Below are 4295 nucleotides of genomic sequence, written 5' to 3' on the forward strand. Positions count from 1 at the left end.
CATTCAAATCCTGCTGAATCTTACCATCAACGCGCTGCAATGCAGCCCCGAGCCGCACCGCGTGGAGATTTTCGGGCAGCGTCTGGCAAAACCCCTGGACTTGTCCGGCATTCAGGACGGACCGGAAAACCACCTTATCAATCGTGACGGCCTGCACAACGTCGCGCCGTTGCTGGCCATTGCGGTCCGAGACAACGGTCCCGGTATTGCGCCGGACGTTTTGCCAAAGATCTTCCAGCCTTTTTTCACCACCAAATCCAGCAGCAAGGGCACCGGCCTCGGGCTGGCCATCGTGCACCGGTTTGTGAAGGAAGGGAAGGGAGCGATCCACCTGCAGACCCGGGTTGGGCAGGGGACTACCTTCACAATCTACCTGCACGCCCGAGACCTGACCGCGAAGTAGCGGCCCCGGTTCTGGAGCCGCCGTGCCACCCCAATGCGGCTGCTCTTGCGGGCGGATGTTCCTTGGTGAATGTTCCTTCATGAACACCGTCGCCATCATCGGCGCTTCCAATGACCGCTCGAAGTTTGGCAATAAGGCGGCGCGCGCCTTCCTCAAACAAGGTTATGCCGTTTATCCTGTGAACCCGAAGGAGGCCGCAATCGAAGGACTGGCCGCGTACAAAAGTATTCTCGACGTCCCGGTGCGACCGCAGATGGTGAGCGTTTACCTGCCACCAAAGGTTCTCCTGAAGGTGATGCCTGATATTGCGGCGAAGGGTTGCGACGAGCTCTGGTTGAATCCGGGCACGGAGTCAGAGGAAGTGCTGGCCGAAGTCGAGCGCCTTGGACTCAATGCGATTCGGGCGTGCAGCATCGTCGGACTGGGCGTGTCTCCGGCGTCGCTTTGACTTTCGCCCGGCCGCTTCCCCGCGGTGAATAACTTTTCCTTTCACCCGGTTGCAAGCCGGACTTCGCGGTCTATGTTAGTTTCGTCAAAGAGAAAGGCGTGTCATGAAAACGAAAAAGCACGAGACTCTGAAACAGCCCGAACCGTTCACGCCCGGTGTCACCAGGGGAATGGTGCGGCAGCACGCGTTCGAACTTTATCGCGACAAGCTGCGCGATCATGCGTTGACGCTGCAGGACTGGGTGCTCGCCGAGAAGGACCTTGTCAATTCCCTGGAAAGCGACGGCCTGCTGAAGCGATAAGCCGTCGTGTCCGATGCAAACTGCGCTGGCGCGGACAAAACGCCCGTAAAACGGCTGAGTCTGTGTCGGCGCAGTTTGTTTTTCATCCGTTAAAGATTTCTTTTCCTCAGCGTGCGGTTTCCTGATTCAATCCCGCCGCCATGAGACTTCTGGTCATTGGTTCCGGCGGGCGCGAACACGCGCTGGTCTGGAAACTGGCGCAATCGCCGCACGTCACGCAACTGTGGTGCGCGCCCGCCAACTCGGGCATCGGTGTTGAGCGACTCGCGAAGAACGGTTCGCTGGTCGAATGCGTGAGCGTCGGCGCGGAGGATTTGCCCAAGCTGCTGGCGTTTGCGCTGGAAAGAAAAGTCGAACTCACAGTTGTCGGGCCGGACAACCCGCTCGCGCTCGGCATTGTGGATCTGTTTCAGAAGAATGGCCTGCGCATCTGGGGACCGAATCAAAGGGCGGCGCAATTCGAATCTTCAAAAGTATTCTCCCAGAATTTCATGGAGAAATACGGCATCCCAACTGCGGCGGCGGGAACTTTTGATAATGCTGTTGCAGCGAAAAGATTTTGTGCATCGCTCGGTGGACGCTGTGTGGTGAAGGCAGACGGTCTTGCGCTCGGCAAAGGCGTTTTGATCTGCGCAAATCAAACCGAAGCCGACCGCGCCGTGGACGAAATCATGGTCAGCAAAGCGTTCGGAGCCGCCGGATCACGCGTGGTCATTCAGGAGCTTCTCGAAGGAACGGAGATTTCATTGCATGCGCTGTGCGACGGCACGACGGCAAAACTTTTCCCGACGTCGCAGGATCACAAGCGCGCATTGGATGGAGATCGAGGTCCGAACACGGGCGGCATGGGCACGTATTCGCCGGCCCCATTCCTCAGCGATGCGGAGTTGCAAAAAGTCGGCGGACAAATCCTCGGTCCCTGGCTGCAAGGTTGCGGGGAGGAGGGAATTGATTTCCGCGGCATCATTTATCCGGGCGTTATGCTTACCAAAAAGGGTCCAAAAGTACTGGAGTTCAACGCGCGCTTCGGTGACCCGGAGACGCAGGTCTATCTCACTCGGCTCGAAAACGACCTCGTCGAATTGCTCGAAGCGAGCGCGAGCGGCACGCTGGGCAGGATGGAGTTGAAGTGGAGTCCGATGACGAGCGTGTGCGTGGTGATGGCCAGCGGGGGTTATCCGGGCAGCTACGAGAAGGGCAAGGTCATCTCCGGTCTCGACGCGGCGAATGCGCTACCGCACACGAAAGTTTTTCATGGGGGAACGATGTTGAAGGATGGTCAGATCGTCACCAACGGCGGTCGCGTGCTGGGTGTGACGGCGCTGGGCAAGGACCTGAGAATCGCGCAAGCCGCCGCCTACGCCGCTGTTGAGAAAATCCATTTTGAAGGCGCGCATTTCCGCCGCGATATCGCGGCCAAGGCACTTGGTTAGCGTCACGGTGTCTGCAAATGCTTCTTACTGGGTTTGTTGTTGGCCATACTTGTTTATCAACCATCGGGCCGCGGCCTCTTCGCCGAATACCCTCCAACGATCCTTGTAGCTGATCCAATCCGGATCGGACATCATGGGCAACAGGGCTTCCGTTTGTTGGGCGAGTTGTCTGATCTCCGCGCTTTGTTGAGCCAAATAATCGAGTCGGTCCCCGGCCGTCTGTCCGTTGACACCGTACGGACTGTTTGGATCCATCGCGTCGAGAGCATTGCGTTCGACAGCCAATCCGACGAGGCGGCTGACCTCAGGTTCGCCAACAAGGGAATCACCGTAGCGCTGGCCCAGGTTCGCGGCCATCTGCAATGCAGTCTGCGCCGAATCCTTATCGCCGGCTTGCCGATAAGAACCGGCCAGATCAATCATTCGCTGGCTCAAGTCTTTGATTTGCTTGAGCTGCGGCAACAGCAACTGGGATGAGGGAATTGTTTTCGACTCGGCCATCGAGTAACCAGCGGTAAGATAAGCCTCTTCATCATCCTGCATGCGGTCCAGTGTGTAGTCCTGAAATTGTCGTTTGCCTGAAGCAGCGATGAGTTCCTGCACTGCCAGGTCCGTCTGGCCTGCCTTGAAGTAATCGAGAGCGGAAAGATAATTCGGCAGCGCGTTTTCGGAGGCCGACTTTTTGAAAGCCTCGATCCACTGACGCCGCTGTTCGGGAGACGCGTCCTTTTTGAACGCTGCCTCAAATGCCACTTGAGGATCGTCTGGGTATTTTTGCATCGCTTCTTCCAGTAGCTTCGGGTCACCCGTGGTGCGGTATGCTGCGAGGAGACTGGACGCACTGCGACGGTTTGCGTTGAGGTAGGACGCAATTTCTCCGGCCGTCAATTTGGCCGGATTCTCTTTGAGCCGGGCATACAGGTTTGTGGCGGTTAAATCTTCTGCCAGCGGTCCGGTTGGCGGAATGGTGGAGCGTACTGTCGGCGCGGGAAGCTTTGAAGCGAGCGAACGATCGGCGCGCGCAAGGCGACTGGATAGAGTAGCGTTGTCCGTCTGGAGTTGCGCAATTTGCTGCCGCAAAGACTGGTTCTGCTCCCGCAGCTCGACTTGAGATTGATGCTGAATCACCAGGGTCATCGCCACGCTGGCGACCACTGCGGCAGTGACGAGAGTTTTTTGAAGTGTGGTCATGGCGATCACTTCGGTAGCGGTTGCAGTTGCGGTGGTGGCGAGGGTTGTTCCGGCCAGTGCGGCGGCGGCGGAAATCGTGATGGCGAGTCCGGCGGGCGCGGCCTGGACAGCGTTGGCGGAGATGACGACGACGAGTCCGCCCGCGCCGACGGTGACGCCGCGTTTGGCGAAGAATTCGCGCAGTCGTTCGACAGCCCGGCTCACGCGCTTTTGCGCCGCGTCGTCGCTTACTCCAAGGGCAAGGCCGACGGCGCGGAAATCGTGGTTTTTGAAAAAACGGAGCAGCAATGCCTCACGGTCCTCGTCATTCAAATCCGCCATCGCTTCGTCCAGCACGGGACGGACGCGCTCCCAGTCCGGCGCGGTTTCGGAGTTGGTGATGAGCTGTTCCATGGCGAGTCTTTCGTGAGCGAGGCGGCGGCGGTTGTCGCGCAGTTGATTGAGCGCCGCGAAGCGCGTGCTGCGATAAAGCCACCCCACCAGCGAGTTGCTTTCCGCCAGTTTGTCCGCGAGCGGCCG

Annotated in this window: 5 protein-coding genes; 4 read left to right on the plus strand and 1 reads right to left on the minus strand. The window is 58.6% G+C overall.

From position 1 onward, the window contains the following. The 4 genes from VN887_08050 to purD form a co-directional block, all read left to right on the plus strand. The coding region (locus tag VN887_08050; GenBank protein HXT39959.1) for an ATP-binding protein at positions 1-403 on the plus strand (403 nt) is incomplete at its 5' end. 79 nt (positions 404-482) lie between these two features. Further along, entirely contained in the window at positions 483-851 is a 369-nt protein-coding gene (locus tag VN887_08055) for a CoA-binding protein (protein HXT39960.1), read from the plus strand. A gap of 103 nt (positions 852-954) precedes the next feature. After that, complete coding sequence (locus VN887_08060; GenBank protein HXT39961.1) at positions 955-1152, plus strand: hypothetical protein; 198 nt, start codon at positions 955-957, stop codon at positions 1150-1152. Between the two features lie 140 nt (positions 1153-1292). Then, the gene (gene purD / locus VN887_08065; GenBank protein ID HXT39962.1) at positions 1293-2585 is read left to right on the plus strand and encodes a phosphoribosylamine--glycine ligase; all 1293 of its coding nucleotides are present in this window, start codon (positions 1293-1295) and stop codon (positions 2583-2585) included. 24 nt (positions 2586-2609) lie between these two features. Here purD and VN887_08070 read toward each other — a convergent pair. Beyond that, positions 2610-4295 (minus strand): sigma-70 family RNA polymerase sigma factor (locus tag VN887_08070; GenBank protein ID HXT39963.1); only part of this gene is annotated, 1686 nt, incomplete at its 5' end.

It is taken from the genome of Candidatus Angelobacter sp., from assembly GCA_035607015.1.
GTDB lineage: Bacteria > Verrucomicrobiota > Verrucomicrobiia > Limisphaerales > AV2 > AV2.

Excerpts from the sequence above, each read along its gene's own strand:
- purD (HXT39962.1), top strand. The coding sequence starts at position 1,293 with ATGAGACTTCTGGTCATTGGTTCCGGCGGGCGCGAACACGCGCTGGTC.
- VN887_08060 (HXT39961.1), top strand. The coding sequence starts at position 955 with ATGAAAACGAAAAAGCACGAGACTCTGAAACAGCCCGAACCGTTCACG.
- VN887_08055 (HXT39960.1), top strand. The coding sequence starts at position 483 with ATGAACACCGTCGCCATCATCGGCGCTTCCAATGACCGCTCGAAGTTT.